Here is a 17,166-nt window from a genome sequence, read left to right as displayed (position 1 = left end):
GCGAGTATGGCCGGATTCCCGGCGGGGCCCGCATAGAATGACCGGCCCATGCTCGCGAAGCGCCCTGCCCCCACCAGCCCTCCCGCCGCCCCCGGCGTGCGTGTGCGCCCCGTGCCGGCGGTCAGCCGCGCCATCGCCATCCTGCGGCTGCTCGGGAAGACGGACCAGGCCCTGGGCGTGAAGGCCGTCGCGGACGAACTGGAGCTGGTGCCCAGCACCGCTCTGCACATCCTGCGCGTGCTGGTGAGCGAGGACCTGGTGAAGGTCGACCCCGCCACCAAGCGCTACTCGCTCGGCACCGGGATGATCAGCCTGGCGCGCAGCGTGCTGCGCGAAGGCGGCTTCGCGCAGCTGGTGCAGCCCGCGCTGGACCGCGTGGCGCAATCGCATGGCGTGACGGCGATGGGCGTGGAGCTGACCACGCGCAACACGATCATGGTGCTGGCGCTCTCGCGCTCGAACCAGCCTTTCCGCTTCCACACCGACGTGGGGAGCCAGTTCAGCTCCTTCGTCAGCGCCACGGGCCGCCTCGCTGCGGCCTACGGCGGCGAGACCTGGACCCAGCTGCGCAAGCGCTTCGGCGCCATCGAGTGGGACCGTGCGCCCAGCTTCGACACCTGGAAGAAGGAAGTGGAACTCGCGCGCGAGCGCGGCTGGGCGGTGGACCGCGACAACTTCCTGTCCGGCCTGACGGCCGTGGCCGTGCCGGTGTTCAGCGCCGGCGGCCGCTTCAAGTACGGCCTGGCGGCCATCGGCTTGACCGGCCAGCTCGATGAGACCACCACTTCCGCGCTGGCCACCACGATGCGCGCGGAAGCCCAGGCGCTCAGCGAACGCCTGGTCGAAGTGGACTGAAGCCTATTCGGCCCTCATGCCGGTCGCCTTGATGATCGGCTCCCACTTCTTGCGTTCGGCGCGCGCGAAGTCCGCCAGTTGTGCCGGCGTGCCGCCCGCCGGGTCGAAGCCCAGGTCCAGCAGCTTCTGCCGCGTCTCGGGCCGCGCCAGCGCCTTGTTGATCGCGGCGTTCAAGGTCGCGATCACGTTGGCCGGCGTGCCCTTGGGCGCATAGAGCGCGTTCCAGGCGATCACCTCGTAGCCGGCGAAACCCTGCTCCGCCACCGGCTTCACGCCGGGCACCAGGCCACTGGGCTTGCCGGAAGTCACGGCCACCGCGCGCACCTTGCCCGCCGCCAGGTGCGGCCGCAAGGCCGTCGGCGTGTCGACGATCACCGGCAGCTGCCCGCCGATCACGTCGGTCATCGCGCCGCTCGAACCCTTGTACGGCACGCCGAACAAGGGCGCCGAAGCGCGTTCCTTCAGCAGTTCCACGACCAGGCGCGCCGTGGTGCTGGGCATGGCGATGTCGGCAGAGCGCTGGTCACGCTGCGCGACGCTCACCAGGTCCGCCGCGGAATGAAACGGCGATTGCGCATTGACCGCCACCACCATCGGGAAGGTGCCCACCAGCGCGATCGGCTCGAAGTCCGTTTCCGGGTCGAAGCCCAGCTTGGGATAGAGGAACTGGTTGAGCACGTGCGTGGCATTGGTGCCCATGGTCAGCGTGTAGCCGTCCGGCGCGGCCTTGGCTGCGAGCTCGGTGCCGACGTTGCCGCCGGCGCCACCGCGGTTGTCGATGACGATCGGCTGGCCGAGGTCCTTGGACAGTTGCTCCGCGAGATAGCGGGTCGCCACGTCGGTCCCCTGGCCGGCGGTGTAGGCAACGATGATCTTGATCGGCTTGGACGGCCAGGTCTCGGCCGGGGCAGCCACGGACGCCAGCAGCGCACAGGCCGCGGCAAGGACTTTCACGATTCGCATGCTTGTCTCCTTTGTGTGTGTATAGGCAATGCTTCGTTGCGGGGCGGATGCTAGTGACCGGGCACGGCGCCGCTTTCGCGCAGGCGCTCGCGCGCCGTTGCGTCGAAACCCAGTCGTTCCAGCACTTCGTCGGCGTGCTGCGCAAAGGCGGGCGGCGCTTCACCCGGCGTGCCGGGCGTGCCATGCAACCGCATCGGCGAGCGCACGCCGGTGTAGCTGCCGCGGCGCACGACGATGTCGCGGTGCGCGCTGTGGGGGTGCTCCAGCGCCTGCGGCACCGAGCTCACGCGGCCGGCCGGCACGCCGGCGCGCATCAGCGCCTCGCACAGGGGCGCACTCGCGCGGCCGCCAATCGCCGCTTCGATCTCGCGCTTCAGCGCGGCGCGATTCGTCACGCGCGCCCGGTTGTTGGCGAAGCGCTCATCGGCCGGCAGCTGTTCCGCGCCCAGGTGCGCGCAGAAGCGGCGGAACTGGCCGTCGTTGAGGATGCCGATGAACACCTCGCCGTCCTGCGCGCGGAACTTGTCGTAGGGCGCGATGTTGGGGTGCGCGCTCCCCAGCAGCTTCGGCGCGGCCTCCGACGCGAACCAGTTCGCCGCGTGCGGCAGCAGCAGGCTCAGCGCCGTGTCGTAGAGCGTGGCTTCCACGCGCTGGCCGCGCCCGCTGGCATGCCGCGCATTCAAGGCCATCAGGATGCCGGTGAGCGCCACGTAGCCGGTGAGGTGGTCGACGATCGGGATGCCCAGGCGCGTGGCGCCGCTCTCCTCGTCGCCGTTGATGCTCATGAGGCCGCACAGTGCCTGCAGCACGGCGTCATAGCCTGGCAGGCCGCCCAGGGGGCCGTCACCGCCGAAGCCCGAGATGGCGCAGTACACCAGGCGCGGATAGCGCCCGGCCAGCGCCTGCTCGTAGCCCAGGCCCCAGCGCTCCATGGTGCCGGGCAGGAAGTTCTCCACCAGCACGTCGGCATCGGCCAGCAGGCGATGCAGCACCTCCTGCGCCTCGGGCCGCGACAGGTCCAGGCTCATGGACTGCTTGCCGCGGTTCAGCGCGGTGAAGTAGGCCGCCTGCCCCGCCTCGTCGAAAGGCGGGCCGAGCGTGCGGGTCTCGTCGCCCGAGGGCGGCTCGATCTTGACGACGCTCGCGCCCTGGTCCGACAGGATCTGCGTGCACAACGGGCCGGCCAGCACGCGGGTGAGGTCCACCACCCGCAGGCCGGCCAGCGCGCCGCCACGCCCCGTGGCGGTCATGGCGTTCAGGCCCGTGAAGGCAGGATCACCACGCCGCTGCCCACCACCGACAGTTCGTCGTCCTGGTTGCGCGCTTCCTGTTCGATCTCCACCATGTGCTGGCCGTTCTCGACGAACTTGCGCTTGACCGAGCCCTTGATGAACAGCATGTCGCCTTCCGGGTTGTGGCGGCGGATCTTGCAGCTGGCCTTGTGCAGGAAGCCGCGGTCGCCGGCCCAGTTGGTCAGGTGGTGCGTCAGCCAGGAGGTGCGCTCCGGGCCGTAGTCGTAGGCTCCCGGCGCGCCCACTTCCAGCGCGAAGTCCTCTTCCCAGTGCACGCGCTCGGGCACGTCCGGAATGCCGAAGCGGTTCTTGATGCCGACACCCGGGTGCTGGTCGATCAGCTTCCAGGCCAGCTTGTTGGCACGGATGTAGAGGCCGCCCCATCCTTGCGCGTAGGCAATGAAGCCGGTCACCGTCATCGGGCCCTTGAACATCACGGGCAGTTCGTCGCCGACGGCCACGTCTTCCCAGTAGCGCGGGGTGGCGCCGCGCACCTGCTCGCCGCGGTACAGCTTGTAGGCTTCGCCCAGTTCCTCGTCGGTGTAGCGGCGCGGCTCGCGGGCGCGCACTTCGCTGTACTTGGTGCCCTGCTCGCGGGCGTGGTCGCGCTCGGTGCGGAAGCACCAGCTGTCGGCCTCGGCCACCTTGTCGCCGCCCTGGTTGAAGAAGTCCACGTGGTAGATCTGCTGCACGGCGCGGCCGGCAAAGCGCGTCTGGTGCTCCACCAGGTCTTTCAGGTAGGCCTCGGTGCGGATCTCGTCGTTGCGGTGCACCGGCTTGTGCCAGGTCCAGTCGGAACCGGACCACATGGCGTGCACGCCCGGCAGGCCGCCGACGTAGCCCGACACGATGCGGCTGGTGGCGAACAGGAAGCTGGGCAGGGCGATGATGCCGCCGTACTGCGTCTTGGCGGCGTACTCGGGGTCGCACCACAGCGGGTTGTCGTCGCCGATGCCGTGCGCGTAGTGGCGGATGTTGTCGCGCGTGGCTTCATGGCACCAGGGTTCGGCGGTCTGGCCGATCTTCACGCCGATGCGCTGGCGGAGCTCGTCGAGGCCACTCTCGGTGATCTTGGGGAAGGTGCGTTGCTGGGGGGCGGACATCGTTGTCTCCTCTGGTTGAATCGGTTCGGGGGTCAGTGGGCGGCGGCAGCGGCTTCGCGTTCGCGCAGCACCTTGCGGTGCACCTTGCCGGCGGGGGTCTTGGGCAGTTCGGCCACGAAGGCCACGTGGCGCGGGTACTCGTGCTGGCTCAGCTTGTTGCGCACCAGGTCCTGCACCTCCTGCACGAAGGCGTCGGAGGCGCGGCGGTCGCTGACGATGAAGGCCTTGACGACCAGCCCGCGCAGTTCGTCGGGCACGCCGATGACGGCGGCTTCCAGCACGTCCGCGTGCATCAGCAGCACGTTCTCGATCTCCACCGCGCTCATGGTCCAGCCGGCGGAGATGATCACGTCGTCGGCGCGGCCGCCGTGGTAGTAGTAGCCGTCCTCGTCGGTGCGGCCCAGGTCCTTGGTCGGGATCCATGCGCCCTTGCGCAGCACCATCAGCTGGCCAGTGACGCCGGGCGGGCAGACGCGGCCTTCGGCGTCGTGCACTTCGACGCGCGTGCCGGGCACCGCCTTGCCGAGCGAGCCGCGCTTGACCGGGAAGTCCGGCGCGCCGGGGTAGCTGGCCAGCACCACGCCGATCTCGGTGGTGCCGTACATGCTGCAGACGTCCAGGCCGAAAGTGCGCTTGACGAAATCGGCGGTGTCGTCGTCGATGGGCTCGCCGGTGAAGGACAGCTTCTGCAGCGCGTAGCGGTAGTCGCCCGCCACGCCGCTGTTCTTCATCATCCGGTAGTGCGTGGCCGCCGCCGACATGTTGGTGAAGCCGTGGCGGGACAGCGCTTCCAGCAGGCGCACGGGGTTGAAGCGGCCGCTATAGGCGCCGACGGTGAGGCCCATCGCCAGCGGCGCCAACGTGCCGTGCCACAGGCCATGGCCCCAGGCCGGCGAGGACGGGCAGAAGAAGCGGTCGCCCGGACGCAGGCCTGTGCCATAGAGCGCGGCCACGGTCAGCGTGACCAGCGCGCGGTGCGAATGCTTCACCGCTTCGGGCAGCTCGCGCGTCGTGCCCGAGGTGTACTGGAACACCGCCAGGTCGTTGGCGCGGGTGCGCGTCTCGAACTTCGGGGGCAGGCTCGCCAGGGAAACGCGGAAGGCCTCGTCGAACACCAGGGTCTGGTCGTCGACGATGGCGCGCGCCACTTCTTCCTTCTGCGCGTTCGTCACCAGCAGCGCCGGCTGGCAGTCGTTGACGCGCAGGCGGATGCCATCCGGCCCGAACAGCGTGAACAGAGGCACCGCGATGGCGCCGCTCTTGATGACGCCGAACATCGCCGTGTAGAAGGCGCGCGAGGGCTCCAGCATGATCGCCACCCGCTGGCCGGGCTGCACGCCCCGCGCCACCAGCCAGTGCGCGAAGCGCGACGAGTCCGCGGCCAGTTCGGCGTAGGTGATGGTCTCGTCGCTGCCGTCGGCGTTGGCCACGACCAGCGCATCGCGGCCGCTGGCGGCATGCCGGTCCACGCATTCGTGGGCGATGTTCAGGAAGTCGCGGTCGCCATCGAACAGTTCCCACAGCTTGTCGCTGCTGAAGTTGGCCTGGGCGTCGGCATAGCCCAGGAAGTCGGTGAGTTTGGCCATCGGTCTCGTCTCTGCTGGTGCGCTTGCAGTTTCGTGGCCTCGCTTGCTTTTGTCAATAGCCTCCATTGTTTGTCTATAGACAACCAGCTGGAGGCAACTTTTCGCAGGCTGGGTTTCGCGCCAGCGAACCCCAGCTCTCTCCCGCACGCTTTAGCCGCGCGCCACCACCTTCATGATTGCCTGCCCCGCCAGCACCAGCTCGCCCTCGACGACCACCGTCCCCCGCATGAACAGCATGCTCTTCGACCTCTGCACCACCTCCGCCCGCGCCTGCGCGAACTCGCCCGCCCGCACGGCGCCGGCAAAGTGCGTATCGAGTTGCAGCGTCACGCAAGCTGCGCGCCCGGCGGCCTCCCACGCCACCGTGCTGATCGCGTGATCGAGGAGCGTGACGAGCGCGCCGCCATGCACGACACCGGCCGGATTCAGATGCTGCTCGCCGGCCAGCAAGCCATAGGCCCAGCCCTCACCTTCCCGCAGCGTCCACAACGGGCCCGCCAGGCCGATGAAGCCGGGCAACTCGCGCTGCTTCCAGCCTTGCTGCTGCAGCAGCGAGATCAGTTCAGAGTCGGGCATGCGTGCGTCCTTCACGGTTTGTCAAAACCCGTTATCGATTGTACTAATGCAATTTGTAGAGTGTGCAGCTCCGCTGCGCACCGCGCGACTCAAAGGGCCGGCGCACAGGGGCCAGTATGCAGAACCGCCGAAACGCCCTCGAGACGCAGAAGAAGGTTCGCGGCGCGACAAGGCCGAGAAATATTTGAGCATTGGGCACAGCACGACAAGCACCCTTGCTTTGTCGGACTTGTCCTACCTCATAGGACGGCGGAGCAGAGCGACACTATCGGTCTTCAGCAGTACCCAGAATCACTAGAACATGAGCACGGCCCCAAGCGATGCGCCAGACACGCAGGCTTCGGTCAACATCCTGATCGTCGACGACGAACCGCGCAACCTCACGGTCCTGGAATCGGTGCTCGCGGATCCCGACTACCGGCTGGTGCGAGCCACCTCGGGCGAAGAAGCCCTGCTGGCCCTGATGAAGGAAGACTTCGCCGTCCTGGTCCTCGACGTGCGCATGCCCGGCATGACCGGCTTCGAGCTGGCCGAGATCATCAAGGGCCGCAAGAAGACCGCCTCCATCCCCATCATCTTCCTCACCGCCTTCTACAACGACGACCAGCACGTGCTGGAAGGCTACGGCAGCGGCGCGGTGGACTACCTGCACAAGCCGGTGAACACCGCGGTGCTGCGCTCCAAGGTCGCCGTCTTCGCGGAGCTGCACCGCAAGAGCCGCGAGCTGCGGCAGCTCAATGCCTCGCTGGACCAGCGCGTGGCCGAGCGCACCGCGGCCCTGGCGGAGAGCGAGGCCAAGCTGCGCCATGCCGACGCGATGAAGGACGAGTTCCTGGCCACGCTGGCCCACGAACTGCGCAACCCGCTGGCGCCGATCCGCAACGCCGTGCACGTCGTCAAGGCGGCCGGACCCCAGGGCAGCCAGCTGCCCTGGGCCTGCGACATCATCGAGCGGCAGGTCCGCACCATGAGCCGCCTCATCGACGACCTGATGGACGTCAGCCGCATCAACCGCGGCCATTTCGAGCTGCGCCGCGAGGTGTTCGACCTGCACGCGGCGGTGACCGATGCGGTCGAGACCGTGCAACCGCTGCTGCTCGATTGCGGGCACCAGCTCGAGGTGACGCAGGATCCGCAGCCGCTGCCGGTCGACGCCGATCGCGCCCGCATCGCGCAGGCGCTGGTGAACCTGCTGGCCAACGCCGCCAAGTACACGGACAGCGGCGGCCGCATCGAGCTGCACGTCGAGCGGCACGCCGGCCAGGTGGTGCTGCGCGTCAAGGACACCGGCATCGGCATCGCGCCGGAGCGCCTGGCCTCGGTGTTCGAGATGTTCGCCCAGGAAGACGTCGCGCTGGCCCGCTCGCGCGGCGGCCTGGGCATCGGCCTGGCGCTGACGCGCAAGCTGGTCCTGATGCACGGCGGCGAAATCGGCGCCACCAGCGACGGGCCGGGGCTCGGCAGCGAGTTCTCGATCAAGCTGCCGCTGTCGGCCGCCACCCAGGCCGCGCAGGAACCCGCGGCCGAAGAGGCAGCCGCCGCACCGGCTGGCCTGCGCATCCTGGTCGCCGACGACAACCGCGATGCCGCGGAGACCCTGGGCACCTTGCTGGAGCTGATGGGCCACGCCGTCATGCGCGTGCACGATGGCGAATCCGCCGTGGCGGCGGTGCAGTCCTTCGACCCGCAGCTGGTGCTGCTCGATATCGGCATGCCGAGGCTCAATGGCTACGAAGCCTGCCAGCGCATCCGCACGGCCGCCGGCGGCAGCGCGCGAAAGCTGGCCGCCGTCACCGGCTGGGGCCAGGCCCAGGATCTCGCCCGTTCGCAGGAGGCGGGCTTCGACAGCCACCTGGTCAAGCCGATCGGCGTGGACGCGCTGTCGCAGCTGATCGCCAGCACCGTCGCGCCGCGGCCGAACTGAGCGCCTACGCGCCGCCCTTGGCGCGCGCCGCGGCGCGTCCCGCCAGCAAGGCATTCAGCGCCACCGGTTCCACCGGCTTCACCAGGTGGTGGTCGAAGCCCGCCTCGGCCGTCGCCACGCGATCGTGCGGCTGGCCATAGCCCGTGAGCGCAATGAACAGCGATTGCCGTAGCGCCGGCAAGGTGCGCAGGCGGCGCGCCAGTTCCAGCCCGGTCATGTCCGGCAGGCCGACGTCGAGGATGCAGATGTCCGGCACGATGCGCTCCACCGCGGCCAGCGCCTGCTCGCCGCTGTAGCACACGGCCACTTCATGGCCGTCGAACTGCAGCAGCAGCGCCAGCGATTCGGCGGCATCGACGTTGTCGTCGGTCACCAGGATGCGCAGCGGCGCGGCGCCTTCGGCCCGGTCGGGTGCCGCAGCGGCCGTGCCCTGGGGCAACTCGACCCGCGGCAGCCGGAGGACGAAGCGGCTGCCCCGCCCCTTGCCATCGCTTTCCGCGCGCACCGAACCCTGGTGGAGGGCGACGATGGCCTTGACCAGAGCCAGCCCGATGCCCAGGCCGCCCTGGCTGCGATCGGGCGTGCGCTCGCCCTGCGTGAACAGGTCGAACACCTTCACCAACAACTCCGGCTCCATGCCGGCGCCGTTGTCCTCCACCGCGATCTCGGCGTCCTTGTCCACGCGCGAGAGCCGCACGCGGATCTCGCCGCGCGGCGGCGTGTACTTGGCCGCGTTCGTCAGCAGGTTCACCAGCACCTGCACGAGCCGCGTCCGGTCGCCGAGCACGATGACTTCGCCCGGATCCGTTTCGACCACGACCCTATGCTGGCGCGCGTCGATCAAGGGCCGCGCCTGCTCCAGCGCGCTCTGGACGATTCCCTGCAAGTCCAGCGGTTCCTCCTCGATGGTGATCAGGCCGCGCGTGACGCGGGACACATCGAGCAGGTCGTCCACCAGCTCGCTCATGTGCCGCACCTGGCGCGCGATCAGCTCGCTGGTGCGCAGCACCACGTCGCGGTCGCCGGCGCCCTTGGCGAGCAGCGCGCTGCCGGTGGCGATCGGCGCCAGCGGGTTGCGCAGCTCGTGCGCCAGCATGGCCAGGAATTCGTCCTTGCGCAGGTTCGCGTCGCGCAGCGCCTGCTCGGTGCGGACGCGATCGGTGACGTCGATGATGACGCCGCGCATCAGCGCGCCGCTGCCCGGCTCTTCCTCGTCGACCTGGCCGCGGGTGTCGGTCCACAGCAGCGCGCCCGTGTCCGGCCGGATGCGCCGGTGCACCAGCTGGTACTTGCCGTGGTTGGCGCGCGCCTGGTCGATGAGCGTGCGCAGGTGCGGCAGGTCGTCCGGGGACACGCTGCCGAGTCCTGCGTTCGGCGAGTCTTCGGTATAGCCCAGGACCTCGAGCGCATTGGGCGAATAGCGCACCTGGCCCGAGCGGAAGTCCCATTCGAAAGCCACCATGCGCGCGGCCTGCAGGCCTTCCTGCAGCCAGGCCCCGGTGCGCTGCAGCTCGGCGTAGGCGCGCATGGTCTCGGTGACGTCGAAGCCTTCGCAGAAGATGCCGTCGACGTCGCCCGCCTCGTCGAACAGCGGCTGGTAGACAAAGGTGAGGTACTTCTGCACGAGGCTGCCGTCCGACAACGCCAGTTGCGCCGGCGAGGCCTCGGCCCGGTAGGGACGGCCGGTGCGGTACACCTCGTCGAGGCGCTCGAAGAAGCCCTGCCCCTCCAGGTCCGGGAAAGCCTCGCGCGCCGGGCGGCCGGCCAGCGGCCGGTCGAACAGGCTCCGGTAGGCCGCGTTGGCGAACTCGAACACGTGCCGCGGCCCGCGCAGCGTGCAGATGAAGCCGGGGGCCTGCTCGAACATCTGCGCCAGCCTCGACTGCTCGTGGGCCAGGCGCCGCTCCGCGCGCACCTTTTCGGTCGTTTCCACGACGATGGCCAGCACCGCGGCGGGCCGGCCCTGCTCGTCCAGCACGGGCGAGTAGTCCAGGTTCATCCACACCGGCTCGGGGACGCCGCGCCGCTGCAGGGTGAGCTCCTGGTCCTTGTACGACAGCGTGCCACCGGCGAGGCCGGTACGCATCACGAAGTCGTTGAAGTCAGCCACTTCGGGCCAGCCCTCGCGCACCGCCGAGCCCAGCAGGCGCGGGTGGCGGCCGCCGGCGAAGACCGAGTACGCGTCGTTGTAGATCATGACGCCCGGTTCGTCGAACAGGGCCACCATCGGAACGCCGGATTGCAGCATCAGCGCCACCGTGTGGCGCACATGCGCCGGCCACCCGTGGATCGGCCCCAGCACCGTGGTTTCCCAGGGAAAGCGGGCAATCAGTTCGGCGAGCTCGGTGCCGCCGGCGAGGAAAGGGGGACGATCGTTGGCTGGGCCGGTCATGGAATGGGAGGGAGTGAACGTCCAGCCACGAGCGCGCATCGTACTTGCTCATCCGGCCCGGCCGTGTCGGACGATTCCGACAGGCCGGGGCGGCACGGCCATCAGCCGCCTTGGGCGAAGAAACCGATCTTCCGGCCGCGCGCGAGCGCCTTCAGGCGCAACTCCGCCCGCAACGCATCCGACTTGCTCGGATATTCCCGCGCCGCCAGCACGCGCAGCGGCGGCCGCGCGCGCGTGAACTTGGCGCCGGTGCCGAACAGGTGCTGGTAGAAGCGCTGCTCCACGTCCAGCGCGATGCCGGCGTAGTACACGCCGCCTTCGCATTCAAGCAGGTAGAGCCAGTAGGGTGGGGAGACGGTTTCGGTCATCGCGGCGAAGCGGGAGCTTAGCCGAGGACGTCCTCCAGCCTCAGCAGCACGCGGTCGGGCCGGGCCGATGCGATCGGCCGGCCACCGTTGTAGCCGTGCGCCAGCGCCCAGGCGCGCACACCCGCGTTGCGCGCAGTCTCGACATCGATCGCCGAGTCGCCGACGAACACGGCTTCGTTCGCGGCGACGCCGGACCAGCGCAGGCAATCGAACACGCCGGCCGGGTCCGGCTTGCGCCGCGGCAGCGTGTCGCCGCACACCACGCGATCCAGCAGCGGCTGCAGGTCGTGCTGGCGCAGCAGCGGCAAGGCAAAACGCTGCTCCTTGTTGGTGACGAGCGCCCTTCTGACACCGCGCGCCGCCAATGCACGCAGCAACTCGCGCGCGCCGGGGTACAGGCGACTGCCGGTGCCGCAGTGGCGCGCGTAACGCAGCGCGAACAGCGGCTCGGCGGTGTGCCACAGTGCGCTGGCCCGCAGCACTTCCGGCTCCAGCCCGGTTGCATCGGACAAGGCGCGCAGCAGCAGCGTCCCGGTGCCGTGGCCGATCCAGGCTTCCACCTTCGCCAACGGCGCGGGCGGCAGGCCCATCTCACGCAGCGTGTCGTTCAACGCATCCCGGATCTCGGGTGCGGTCTCCACCAGCGTGCCATCGAGGTCGAACAAGACCAGCGCGATGTTCATGCCGCCGCCAGCGCGCGCTGCCGCCGCTCCATCATCCGCCACACGAAGGGCGTGAAGATCAGCTGCATCGCCAGTTCCATCTTGCCGCCCGGCACGACGATGGTGTTGGCGCGCGACATGAACGAGTCGTGGACCATGTTCAGCAGGTAGGGAAAGTCGATGCCCTGGGGCTGGGCGAAGCGGATCACGACGAAGCTCTCGTCCGCCGTCGGGATGGCGCGGGCGACGAAGGGGTTGGACGTGTCCACGCAAGGCACGCGCTGGAAGTTCACGTGCGTGTGCTTGAACTGCGGGCAGATGTAGTGCACGTAGTCGGGCATGCGCCGCAGGATGGTGTCCGTGACCGCCTCGGTGCTGTAGCCGCGGCTGGACTTGTCGCGCCACAGCTTCTGGATCCACTCCAGGTTGATCACGGGCACCACGCCGATCAACAGGTCCGGGTAACGCGCCACGTTCACCTCCGGCGTGACCACCGCGCCGTGCAGGCCTTCGTAGAACAGCAGGTCGGTCCTTTCCGGCAAGGGTTCCCACGGCGTGAAGGTACCCGGCTCCTGGCCGCTGCCGGCGGCCTCCTGCGCGTCGTGCAGGTAGCGGCGGCGCATGCCCTCGCCCGTCTCGCCGTAATGGCGAAACAGCTGCTCCAGCTCCGCGAACAGGTTGTTGGCCGGACCGAAGTGGCTGAAGTGGCGGTTGCCGGCCTTCTCGGCCTGCGCCATGCGGTCCTTCATCTCGCGGCGGTCGTAGCGGTGGAAGCTGTCGCCCTCCACGATGGCTGCTTCCACCTTCTCCCGGCGGAAGATGTTCTCGAAGGTGTGCGTCACCGAGGTGGTGCCGGCCCCGCTGGAGCCGGTGATGGCGATGATGGGATGGCGTTCGGACATGGCGGGGCCCTCACGCTGCGCGGAACAGCGTGCGCTCGGCGAACAGCGGCAGCACCGAATCGGAAGCGCCCGGCTCCGCGTGGTAGCGCTCGATGCGCTCCACCTCGTTGCGCGAACCGAACACCAGGCCGATGCGCTGCTGCGCCGCTTCCGGCTGCAGGCCCAGCACGGCACGGCGGCCGGTGCTGGCGCGGCCGCCCGCCTGCTCGATCAGCAGCGCGATCGGGTTGGCTTCCTCCAGCAGGCGCAGCCGCGCCGCGCGCTGCGGCTCGCGCGAGTCGCGCGGGTCCAGGAACACGCCGCCGCGCACCAGGATGCGGTGCACCTCGGCCACCAGCGAGGCGATCCAGCGCATGCCGAAGTCCTTGCCGCGCGGGCCTTCGCGGCCGCGCTGGCATTCGTCCACGTAGCGCTGCACCGGCCGCTCCCAGAAGCGGCGGTTGCTGGCGTTGATGGCGAACTCGCGCGTATCCGCCGGCACGCGCAGGTCAGGATGCGTCAGCATGAACTCGCCCATGTCGCGGTCCAGCGTGAAGCCGGCCACGCCGTTGCCGACCGTGAGCACCAGCAAGGTCGTGGGGCCGTACAGCGCATACCCGGCGGCGAGCTGGGCGTGGCCCGGCTGCAGCAGGTGGGACTCGTCGAACGCTCCTTCCGGCGCACGCAGCACCGAGAAGAGGCTGCCCACCGGCAGGTTCACGTCGATGTTCTCGGCATCGGCCAGCGGCTCGAACAGCAGCAGGTACTTGCCCTGCACCCGCTCTGGCGCCTGCGCGGGCCCGGGCAGCCGGCCGAGCGCCAGCAACCGCGCGATCGACTTGCACGCGATGGCCACGTCGAGGACCAGCGCGTTGAAGTCGCCGGTGGCGTCCGGGAAGCGGCGACGCTGTGCGATCAGGTAGCGTGTGAGTGTCTCGGCATTCATGGCGCCGCTCCCTCGGCCAGGCGCGCGCGCCAGCGGCCCAGGCGCGCCACGGTGACGCCCGCCAGCGAAGGCAGCACGCGCATTGCGCCGCTGAAGTCGTGGTCCTGCGTGAAGACGGTCGGCGTGACCACCGTGTCCAGGCCTGCGGCCGTGGCGGCGCGCAAGCCGTTGGCCGAATCCTCGAAGGCGATGCAGGCCTGCGGCGGCAGCTTCAGCTGCGCCAGCGCCTGCAGGTAGACCTGCGGGTGCGGCTTCTTGCGCGGCGCGCTGGAAGCGTCGCACACCACCGGGAAGTGCAGCGGCCACTGCGGCCCCACCGCGCGCCGCAGCAGCGCCGCCACGTTGACCGGCGAAGTGGTGGTGGCGATGGCCAGCGCCAGGCCGCGGCGGCGCGCTTCCTCCATCAGGGCCAGCACGCCGGGCCGCAGCCCCACCAGGCCATCGCTGACCATCGCCTCGTACACGCCCGTCTTGGCCTGGTGCAGCCGCTCCACGACGTCCAGGATGGCGTTGGCGTCGATCTCCACCATGCGTTCGCGCGAAGCCCGCCAGTAATGCAGCATGCGCTCGCGGCCGCCGGAGACGTCCAGCAGCTGCGTGTACAGCGCCTCGTCCCAGTGCCAGTCCAGGCCCTCGTCGGCGAAGGCGCGGTTGAAGGCGCACAGGTGGAAATGCTCGGTGTCCGCGAGCGTGCCGTCGACGTCGAACACGAGCGCGCGCAGGGGCTGGTCCATGAAGCTCTCCTCCTCAGGTGGCCGCGAACACGCGGCTGGCGAGGATGTCGCCGGCCGCGATGGTGGTGAGGTCGTCCGCGTCCAGGGCGCGGTGGCGGTCCTTGGCGAACAGGCGGCTCGCCTGCCGCAGGCGTGCGCGGTCCAGCGCGTTGCGCACGCTGCGGGCATTGGCGAAGTGCGGCTGCTGCGTGCGCAGGGCGATGTAGCGTTCCAGCGCTTCGCCGGCGCCCTCGTCCAGCCGGTAGTTCTGCGCGGCGAGCATGCGCTGCGCGATCGCCATCAGCTCGTCGGGCCGGTAGTCCGGGAAGTCGAGATGGTGCGCAATGCGCGAGCTCATGCCCGGGTTGCTGCGAAAGAAGGCCTGCATCCGCTCTGCATAGCCGGCCAGGATGACGACCAGGTCGTCGCGCTGGTTCTCCATCACCTGCAGCAGGATCTCGATGGCTTCCTGCCCGTAATCGCGCTCGTTCTCGGGGCGGTACAGGTAGTAGGCCTCGTCGATGAAGAGCACGCCGCCCATGGCGCGCTTCAGCACTTCGCGCGTCTTCGGCGCCGTGTGACCGATGTACTGCCCCACCAGGTCGTCGCGCGTCACCGCCACCAGGTGGCCCTGCCGAACGTAGCCCAGGCGGTGCAGGATCTGCGCCATGCGCAGCGCCACGGTGGTCTTGCCGGTGCCCGGGTTGCCGGTGAAGGACATGTGCAGGCTGGGCGCCTGCGTGGCCAGGCCCAGGTTGGCGCGCAGCCGGTCCATCACCAGCAGTGCCGCGATGTCGTGGATGCGTGCCTTGACGGGCGCGAGTCCCACCAGGTCTCGATCCAGTTCGGCCAGCACCGCTTCCACCTGCGAGTCGGCCAGCACCTCAGCGACCGAGCGAGGCTCCGGTTTCGCGACCAGTTGCAGCGGCTGGCTCATTCGTACCTTTGCGTCTCCGGCCGCCCGGCGGAGTAGGCGCGCGTGGTGTAGCGCATCGTGCGGCCCGGCGCTTCCTGTCGCTCCAGCGCGAAGCCCGGCTCGTTCTTCGGCCGGTTCACCAGGAAGCTCATCGCGATCGATTCGATGCCACGCGTGGAGTCGAAAGCCGTGAGCCGGATGTAGAGATTGGGGTAAGCGGCGCGACACTCCTTCAGCTCGCCCAGCACGCCGGCGGCATCGCGCAGGTCGAACATCGGCATGCCGGACATCTCCCAGAAGGTGTTGCGCGGGTGCGGGTCGTCGGTGTACTCCACGCTCCAGGCATAGCCGCGGTCCAGGCCGTACTGGATCTGCAGCTTGATCTCGGTGTCTGTGAGCTCGGGCAGGAAGCTGAACTGGCCTTGCGTGATGCGGCCGGCGGGGTTGGTCATCATGGTCCGCGCTCCTTCATGCCATGGCCGGCGTTGCGACGTAGTCGCTGCTGTCGGTGGGCGTGTAGTTGAAGCTGATGTCGCCCCAGGTGTCGAGCGCCGCGCGCAGCGGGCCACACCACTGCGCGGCACGCTGCAGGATGTCCGGGCCTTCCTGCAGGATGTCGCGGCCCTCGTTGCGCGCCTTCACCATCGTCTCCAGCGCCACGCGGTTGGCCACCGCGCCAGCCTGGATGCCTTGCGGGTGCCCGATGGTGCCGCCGCCGAACTGCAGGATGACGTCGTCGCCGAACAGCTCCAGCAGCTGGTGCATCTGGCCGGCGTGGATGCCGCCGGAGGCGACCGGCATCACCTTCTTGGTGTCGGCCCAGTCCATGTCGAAGTGGAGGCCGCGCGGCAGGTCGGTCAACGTGTAGCTGTCGCGGCAGACGTTGTAGTAGCCCTGCACCGTGAGCGGGTCGCCTTCCAGCTTGCCCACCGCGGTGCCGGCATGCATGTGGTCGCAGCCGGCCAGGCGCAGCCACTTGGCGATGACGCGGAAGCTGACGCCGTGGTTCTTCTGCCGCGTGTAGGTGCCGTGGCCGGCGCGGTGCATGTGCATCACCATGTCGTGGCGGCGGCACCATTCGGCCATGGACTGGATGGCGGTCCAGCCGATCACCAGGTCCACCATCAGCACCACCGAGCCCAGCTCCCTGGCGAAGGCGGCGCGCTCGTACATCTGCTCCATCGTGGCGGCCGTGACATTGAGGTAGGAGCCCTTGACCTCGCCGGTAGCGGCCTGCGCCTTGTTGACGGCATCCATCACGTAGAGGAAGCGGTCGCGCCAATGCATGAAGGGCTGCGAGTTGATGTTCTCGTCGTCCTTCATGAAGTCCAGCCCGCCCTTGAGCCCTTCGTAGATGACGCGCCCATAGTTGCGGCCCGACAGGCCCAGCTTCGGCTTGGTGGTGGCGCCCAGCAAGGGCCGGCCGAATTTGTCGAGACGCTCGCGCTCGACGATCAGGCCGGTCGGCGGTCCCTTGAAGGTCTTGACGTAGGCCACCGGGATGCGGATGTCCTCGAGCCGGCAGGCCTTGAGCGGCTTGAACGAGAACACGTTGCCGATCAGGCTGGCCGTCATGTTGGCGATGGAGCCTTCCTCGAACAGGATCAGGTCGTAGGCGACCCAGGCGAAGTACTGGCCCGGGTTGTTGGGCACCGGGTCCACGCGCCAGGCCTTGGCGCGATAGCTGTCGCAGGCGGTCAGGCGGTCGGTCCAGACCACCGTCCACGTCGCGGTGGACGACTCGCCGGCCACGGCCGCTGCCGCTTCCTCCGGCTCCACGCCTTCCTGCGGCGTGATGCGGAACAGGCAGAGGATGTCGGTGTCCTTGGGCTGGTAGTCGGGCATCCAGTAGCCCATCTGCCGGTACTTGAGGACGCCCGCCCTGTAGCGCTTCTTGGCGTCGGTGATCTGGCCTTCGACCATGGGCTCGCTCCTGGGTGCTCGGGTTCAGGGCACGATACGCAGCGGGTCGGCTCAGGTAAATTCAAT

16 protein-coding genes are annotated in these 17,166 nt (G+C 69.2%); 2 read left to right on the top strand and 14 right to left on the bottom strand.

Annotated elements, in window-relative coordinates:
* The first annotated feature begins 48 nt into the window (after window positions 1–48).
* Window positions 49–855, top strand: a complete 807-nt coding sequence (locus HHL11_RS11610; RefSeq protein ID WP_169418531.1) for an IclR family transcriptional regulator — start codon at window positions 49–51, stop codon at window positions 853–855.
* Window positions 856–858: 3 nt separating this feature from the next.
* Here HHL11_RS11610 and HHL11_RS11605 read toward each other — a convergent pair whose 3' ends face one another.
* From HHL11_RS11605 to HHL11_RS11585, 5 genes are all read right to left on the bottom strand, one after another.
* Window positions 859–1,818, bottom strand: a complete 960-nt coding sequence (locus tag HHL11_RS11605; RefSeq protein ID WP_169418530.1) for a Bug family tripartite tricarboxylate transporter substrate binding protein — start codon at window positions 1,816–1,818, stop codon at window positions 859–861.
* A 50-nt stretch (window positions 1,819–1,868) separates the two neighbouring features.
* On the bottom strand, window positions 1,869–3,068 hold the full coding sequence (locus HHL11_RS11600; RefSeq protein WP_169418529.1) for a CaiB/BaiF CoA transferase family protein: 1,200 nt from the start codon (window positions 3,066–3,068) through the stop codon (window positions 1,869–1,871).
* A gap of 5 nt (window positions 3,069–3,073) precedes the next feature.
* Window positions 3,074–4,213, bottom strand: coding sequence for an FAS1-like dehydratase domain-containing protein (locus tag HHL11_RS11595; RefSeq protein ID WP_169418528.1), 1,140 nt, complete (start codon window positions 4,211–4,213; stop codon window positions 3,074–3,076).
* A 32-nt stretch (window positions 4,214–4,245) separates the two neighbouring features.
* Window positions 4,246–5,799 (bottom strand): acetate--CoA ligase, encoded by a 1,554-nt coding sequence (locus tag HHL11_RS11590; protein WP_169418527.1) that lies wholly within the window; start codon window positions 5,797–5,799, stop codon window positions 4,246–4,248.
* A 150-nt stretch (window positions 5,800–5,949) separates the two neighbouring features.
* Complete coding sequence (locus HHL11_RS11585; RefSeq protein ID WP_169418526.1) at window positions 5,950–6,375, bottom strand: PaaI family thioesterase; 426 nt, start codon at window positions 6,373–6,375, stop codon at window positions 5,950–5,952.
* A gap of 301 nt (window positions 6,376–6,676) precedes the next feature.
* Here HHL11_RS11585 and HHL11_RS11580 point away from each other — a divergent pair, with 301 nt between their 5' ends.
* Window positions 6,677–8,299: a response regulator gene (locus tag HHL11_RS11580; protein ID WP_169418525.1), complete on the top strand. Its 1,623-nt coding sequence runs from the start codon at window positions 6,677–6,679 to the stop codon at window positions 8,297–8,299.
* A 4-nt stretch (window positions 8,300–8,303) separates the two neighbouring features.
* On the opposite strand, the gene HHL11_RS11575 is transcribed toward HHL11_RS11580, so the two are convergent.
* The 9 genes from HHL11_RS11575 to HHL11_RS11535 form a co-directional block, all read right to left on the bottom strand.
* On the bottom strand, window positions 8,304–10,691 hold the full coding sequence (locus HHL11_RS11575) for a hybrid sensor histidine kinase/response regulator (RefSeq protein ID WP_169418524.1): 2,388 nt from the start codon (window positions 10,689–10,691) through the stop codon (window positions 8,304–8,306).
* A gap of 101 nt (window positions 10,692–10,792) precedes the next feature.
* Window positions 10,793–11,059: a GIY-YIG nuclease family protein gene (locus HHL11_RS11570; RefSeq protein WP_169418523.1), complete on the bottom strand. Its 267-nt coding sequence runs from the start codon at window positions 11,057–11,059 to the stop codon at window positions 10,793–10,795.
* A 17-nt stretch (window positions 11,060–11,076) separates the two neighbouring features.
* Entirely contained in the window at window positions 11,077–11,742 is a 666-nt protein-coding gene (locus tag HHL11_RS11565) for an HAD-IA family hydrolase (RefSeq protein WP_169418522.1), read from the bottom strand.
* A complete protein-coding gene (locus HHL11_RS11560; RefSeq protein WP_169418521.1) occupies window positions 11,739–12,623 on the bottom strand; it encodes a phosphoribulokinase in 885 nt (294 codons plus the stop codon). Before HHL11_RS11560 ends, HHL11_RS11565 begins: the two co-directional genes overlap by 4 nt.
* A 10-nt stretch (window positions 12,624–12,633) precedes the next feature.
* Window positions 12,634–13,548: a class 1 fructose-bisphosphatase gene (locus tag HHL11_RS11555; protein ID WP_169418520.1), complete on the bottom strand. Its 915-nt coding sequence runs from the start codon at window positions 13,546–13,548 to the stop codon at window positions 12,634–12,636.
* Complete coding sequence (locus HHL11_RS11550; protein ID WP_205964255.1) at window positions 13,545–14,282, bottom strand: HAD-IA family hydrolase; 738 nt, start codon at window positions 14,280–14,282, stop codon at window positions 13,545–13,547. The genes HHL11_RS11555 and HHL11_RS11550 overlap by 4 nt, the downstream gene beginning before the upstream one ends.
* A gap of 13 nt (window positions 14,283–14,295) precedes the next feature.
* Complete coding sequence (gene cbbX, locus HHL11_RS11545) at window positions 14,296–15,198, bottom strand: CbbX protein (protein ID WP_169418519.1); 903 nt, start codon at window positions 15,196–15,198, stop codon at window positions 14,296–14,298.
* A complete protein-coding gene (locus HHL11_RS11540; protein WP_169418518.1) occupies window positions 15,195–15,632 on the bottom strand; it encodes a ribulose bisphosphate carboxylase small subunit in 438 nt (145 codons plus the stop codon). The genes cbbX and HHL11_RS11540 overlap by 4 nt, the downstream gene beginning before the upstream one ends.
* 13 nt (window positions 15,633–15,645) lie before the next feature.
* Complete coding sequence (locus HHL11_RS11535) at window positions 15,646–17,100, bottom strand: ribulose-bisphosphate carboxylase large subunit (protein WP_169418517.1); 1,455 nt, start codon at window positions 17,098–17,100, stop codon at window positions 15,646–15,648.
* Window positions 17,101–17,166 lie beyond the last annotated feature (66 nt).

The organism is Ramlibacter agri (genome assembly GCF_012927085.1).
Classification (GTDB): domain Bacteria; phylum Pseudomonadota; class Gammaproteobacteria; order Burkholderiales; family Burkholderiaceae_C; genus Ramlibacter; species Ramlibacter agri.
This window is presented reverse-complemented; position numbering and strand designations above follow the sequence as displayed.

What these genes read in the sequence shown, in the direction of transcription:
- HHL11_RS11565 (WP_169418522.1), bottom strand. Translation starts at nt 11,742, where the DNA reads ATGAACATCGCGCTGGTCTTGTTCGACCTCGATGGCACGCTGGTGGAG.
- HHL11_RS11535 (WP_169418517.1), bottom strand. Translation starts at nt 17,100, where the DNA reads ATGGTCGAAGGCCAGATCACCGACGCCAAGAAGCGCTACAGGGCGGGC.
- HHL11_RS11575 (WP_169418524.1), bottom strand. Translation starts at nt 10,691, where the DNA reads ATGACCGGCCCAGCCAACGATCGTCCCCCTTTCCTCGCCGGCGGCACC.
- cbbX (WP_169418519.1), bottom strand. Translation starts at nt 15,198, where the DNA reads ATGAGCCAGCCGCTGCAACTGGTCGCGAAACCGGAGCCTCGCTCGGTC.
- HHL11_RS11540 (WP_169418518.1), bottom strand. Translation starts at nt 15,632, where the DNA reads ATGATGACCAACCCCGCCGGCCGCATCACGCAAGGCCAGTTCAGCTTC.
- HHL11_RS11600 (WP_169418529.1), bottom strand. Translation starts at nt 3,068, where the DNA reads ATGACCGCCACGGGGCGTGGCGGCGCGCTGGCCGGCCTGCGGGTGGTG.
- HHL11_RS11610 (WP_169418531.1), top strand. Translation starts at nt 49, where the DNA reads ATGCTCGCGAAGCGCCCTGCCCCCACCAGCCCTCCCGCCGCCCCCGGC.
- HHL11_RS11605 (WP_169418530.1), bottom strand. Translation starts at nt 1,818, where the DNA reads ATGCGAATCGTGAAAGTCCTTGCCGCGGCCTGTGCGCTGCTGGCGTCC.
- HHL11_RS11550 (WP_205964255.1), bottom strand. Translation starts at nt 14,282, where the DNA reads ATGGACCAGCCCCTGCGCGCGCTCGTGTTCGACGTCGACGGCACGCTC.
- HHL11_RS11585 (WP_169418526.1), bottom strand. Translation starts at nt 6,375, where the DNA reads ATGCCCGACTCTGAACTGATCTCGCTGCTGCAGCAGCAAGGCTGGAAG.
- HHL11_RS11570 (WP_169418523.1), bottom strand. Translation starts at nt 11,059, where the DNA reads ATGACCGAAACCGTCTCCCCACCCTACTGGCTCTACCTGCTTGAATGC.
- HHL11_RS11555 (WP_169418520.1), bottom strand. Translation starts at nt 13,548, where the DNA reads ATGAATGCCGAGACACTCACACGCTACCTGATCGCACAGCGTCGCCGC.
- HHL11_RS11595 (WP_169418528.1), bottom strand. Translation starts at nt 4,213, where the DNA reads ATGTCCGCCCCCCAGCAACGCACCTTCCCCAAGATCACCGAGAGTGGC.
- HHL11_RS11590 (WP_169418527.1), bottom strand. Translation starts at nt 5,799, where the DNA reads ATGGCCAAACTCACCGACTTCCTGGGCTATGCCGACGCCCAGGCCAAC.
- HHL11_RS11560 (WP_169418521.1), bottom strand. Translation starts at nt 12,623, where the DNA reads ATGTCCGAACGCCATCCCATCATCGCCATCACCGGCTCCAGCGGGGCC.
- HHL11_RS11580 (WP_169418525.1), top strand. Translation starts at nt 6,677, where the DNA reads ATGAGCACGGCCCCAAGCGATGCGCCAGACACGCAGGCTTCGGTCAAC.